This is a genomic window from Kineosporia mesophila (assembly GCF_021129235.1).
GTDB lineage: Bacteria > Actinomycetota > Actinomycetes > Actinomycetales > Kineosporiaceae > Kineosporia > Kineosporia mesophila.
The window spans coordinates 1-3,873 of the sequence record NZ_JAJOMA010000051.1 but is presented as its reverse complement, the minus strand read 5'-3'; the positions used below and the strand labels follow the sequence as shown (position 1 = coordinate 3,873).

Sequence of the window (3,873 nt, the reverse complement as noted above, 5' to 3'; positions counted from 1 at the left end):
GGATCGACTCCCGTAGCGACGCGGAACCCGCCTCGGCGTCCTCCTGCGTGGAGGACGACCAGCGGCTGGCGTCCGAGGTACTCATCGAGATCGCCTCGATCGACTCGGTGAGCTGCTGCACCGCCGCACTCATGGCATCGGCCTTGGCCTTCAGCCGCTGCTCCAGCTGCACCTGGTCGGTGATGTCGTACGCGTACTTGATCACCTTCATCGGGCGGCCCGCGAGATCCAGGATCGGGTTGTAACTGGCCTGGATCCAGACGTCGCGGCCGTATTTGCCCACCCGCTGGAACCGGCCCGACCGCAGCTCACCGCGCTGCAGACGCAACCAGAAGTCCCGGTATTCCTCCGAGAGCACGTACTCCTGCGTGCAGAAGATGCTGTGGTGCTGACCGGCGATCTCGTTCTGGGTGTAGCCCATGGTCTTCAGGAAGTTGTCGTTCGCGACGAGGATCTTGCCGTCCAGGTCGAACTCGATCACCGCCTGGGCCCGGTCGATCGCCGTGACCCGGCCGGCGTACTCGGAGTTGCGCAGCTTTTCGGCGGTCACGTCGGTGGCGAACTTGACCACCTTGAAGGGCTTTCCCTCGGCGGTCAGGATCGGGTTGTAGGTCGCCCGGATCCAGACCTCCTGGCCGGACTTGGTGATGCGCTTGTACTCGCCCGAGTCGAACTCGCCGCGCTCGAGCTTGTCCCAGAACATCCGGTACTCGGCACTGCCCGAGTCCTCGGCCGAGACGAACTGCCGGTGGTGACGCCCCCGGATCTCGTCCAGGCGGTAGCCGAGCAGGTCGCAGAACAGAGCATTGGCCGTGAGCACGTTGCCCTCGAGGTCGAACTCGATCACCGCCTGCGAGCGGTCGATCGCGGTGATCTTTCCCTCGAAGTCGGCGTTGCGGAGCTTGGCCTCGGTCACATCGATGGCGAACTTGACGATCTTCCAGGGCTTTCCGTCGATCCCGAAGATTGGGTTGTAGGTGGCCTGCAGCCAGATGTCCCGGCCGCCCTTGCCGACCCGGTGGAACTCGCCACCCCTGAACTCCCCCTCGCGCAGGCTGCGCCAGAAGTCGGCGTAGCCGTCGGACTCCGCGATCTGCGCCGGCACGAACATGCGGTGGTGCTGGCCGACCACCTCGTCGCGGTCGTAGCCCACGGTCGCCAGGAAGTTGTCGTTCGCCGAGAGGATCTTGCCGTGGAGGTCGAACTCGATCACGGCCTGGGAGCGGTCCATCGCCGAGGACTTGCCCTCGGAGTCCGCGGTGATCTGCTTCGCCGCGGTCACGTCGACCGCGTACTTCACGATCTTCCAGGGCTTTCCGTCGATCCCGATGATCGGGTTGTAGACGGCCTGCAACCAGACGTTGCGCCCGCCCTTGGCGACGCGATGGAACTCACCGGTCACCGACTCGCCCTCGCCCAGGCGCTGCCAGAACTGCCGGTAGGCGGCCGACCGGGCCTCCTCCGGAGGAACGATCATGCGGTGGTGCTGTCCGACGACCTCCTGCGGCGAGTAACTCATCATCTCGCAGAACTTCTCGTTGACCTCGAGAATCGTTCCGCCGAGGTCGTACTCGACAACGGCCTGGGACCGTCCGATCGCCTGGATCTTGCCCTGGGCGTCGGCCGTGGCCCGCCGGCCGGCGGTGATGTCGAGGGCGTACTCGACCACCTTCGCCACCCGGCCGTCGATGTCCTTGACCGGCACCCAGGTGGAGCGGATCCACAGGTCCCGCTTACCCTGCCAGACCCGGCGGAACTCCCCCGTGAGATTGCCACCCGACCGGAGCTCGTCCCACAGGTCCGTGTACTCCGAGGTCTCGACCACCTCGGCGGGTACGAAGGAACTGTGGTTGCGGCCGATGATCTCCACGGTGCTGTAGCCCATGAGCTCGGCAAAACGCTCATTAGCTTTCAGCACCGTCCCGTCCGGCGCGTACTCAGCCACTGCCTGGCCGCGCCCGAAGGCCTCCACATGACTCTTGAGCTCCGCGAGGAGCTCACGCTCGTCCTGTGAAAGGCCGGTGTCGTCCGACAACTCGTTCTCCGTTCCAGCACCTGGGCGATGACCCCGTGAAGAACTCGGTCGGTGGCGGAACGTAGGTCATTAAGAACGCTACGCGGCGGTCACCCTGATGGCCCAACCGCCGACAACCCTCCCTGGGCCGACGGGGTGAGACGGCCATCACGCAGAGCTGTAGGCCTCAGGGAGCAGAGCGGCCCCGACAGCGGCCAGGTCGACCCGGATCAGCATGCGGGCCTCACCCGCCGCTCCCTCCGCCGCCAGGCGGATCGTCCGGCGCCGGGCCAGGGCTCCCTCCAGGCCGGCCCCGGGGCCGGGCGACTGTTCCTCCTCCCAGATCGACTGCTCGATGGCCCGCAGCGCGTGCACCGCCATCCCGACCACCCCGTCGCCCGGTCCGGTGCTCACCACGAGCACGTACTCCGGGTTCCCGGCACCGCCCCGGCCCGGGGCGATCAGGCCGGACAGCCGGTACATCGGCACCACCGCGTCGCGATGGGTGAAGAGACCGAGCACGTTCTCGTCACCGGACTCCAGCACCGAGTACTGCTGCGGGAAGGGAAGGATCTCGATCACCTGGTCGAGCGGTACGGCGAAGTCCTTGACCTGCGGCCCCACCGAGAACGTCAGATAGGTCCCGCCCGCCTGGTTGCCCCATTCGGCCTCCGGTTGCCCCGGAACCGATCCGGACAGTGGGGTGTTCAGCCGGGACAGGGCGTTCAGGTCCTCATGCTGCAGGATCTCGTCGACGGCCAGGCCGAGGAAGTCGCCGAGGCCCGGCACCCGCAGCACGGCGTCCAGGTAACGGCGGCCGGGGACCTGGACGGCCGGCAACGTGAGCCGCTGCGCCGTCGAGGCCGGGATCAGTTCCAGCACCTCGGAGAGCAGCATCACCACCACTCCCTCGCGAAACCTCACCGCCACCCCTTCGGTGTCGTGGTCGGGCAGCCGGCCGAGTCCCGTCAGCTCCAGCGGGTCGAACACCGGTATCTCGACCCCATCGAAATCGGTGACTCCGCGGCACGATCCGTGCTTAAGGGGCGAGTTGCGCACGCTCACCCGGGGCACGATGGTGTGCACCACCTCGATGTTCAGGGCAAGGCGATGGTCGGCGCACCGCACCAGCAGCAGCGACCCGGTCGCCGCCGGCGACACCTCCTCGTCCGCCGGATGACCGAAGGCCCCGTCCTGGCCCGAACGGTCGTCGTGCACCGTCAGAATGCCCGGAAGCCCGAACACCCTCTCCACGTCGAGCACACTGACGATGCCCCCGCCGTCGGGAGCGGGGAACGTGTGCGACACCGGCAGCCGGCTCTGCGACGAGCCCACCACCTGGAGGGACGACGGGGCGGTGACCCCGTGCACGCTGTCCACGAGCAGCCCGAGAAGCTTTTCCTGATGCGCCATCACGACCACCACCCGGTGTTCACCGAGGTCGGGTGCCGTCGTCTCGTCCAGGGTGAGCACGGGAATGACCTGCCCCCGCAGGTTGACGGCCCCCAGCAGCCCGGGAGCCGACGTGGGCAGCGCCGCGAGCGGGTCCGGACAGGGCGTCACCTCACGGATCGCACTGAGGGGCAGTGCCACACAGGCCTCGCCGATCGCGAAGAGCCCGTAGTTCGAGTTCATCATGCGATCACTGGCCCGGTTGCGGTGCCGATCCGAGCAGTTCCGTGATGAGCGAGGCGACCTGGCTGGAGGCCTCGACCTGGGTAACCGTGGCCTGCACGATCAGGCTGATGGACGCGCTGGTGCGGCCCACGCTGGTCACGATCTCCTCGAACGCGTCACCGGCCTTGCGTGACACCTCCGCACCCTGGTCGACCCGCTGGTTGGACTCCTGCACCAGTTTC

2 protein-coding genes and 1 pseudogene are annotated in these 3,873 nt (G+C 67.4%); all 3 read right to left on the bottom strand.

Annotated elements, in window-relative coordinates; all coding sequences use genetic code 11:
* Window positions 1-2,035: PAS domain-containing protein (locus LR393_RS34740; protein WP_231489479.1), on the bottom strand; the 2,035-nt coding region annotated here is incomplete at its 3' end.
* A 147-nt stretch (window positions 2,036-2,182) separates the two neighbouring features.
* On the bottom strand, window positions 2,183-3,652 hold the full coding sequence (locus tag LR393_RS34735; RefSeq protein ID WP_231489478.1) for a chemotaxis protein CheW: 1,470 nt from the start codon (window positions 3,650-3,652) through the stop codon (window positions 2,183-2,185).
* 4 nt (window positions 3,653-3,656) lie between these two features.
* A pseudogene (locus LR393_RS34730) lies at window positions 3,657-3,873 on the bottom strand (methyl-accepting chemotaxis protein); the annotation flags it as partial.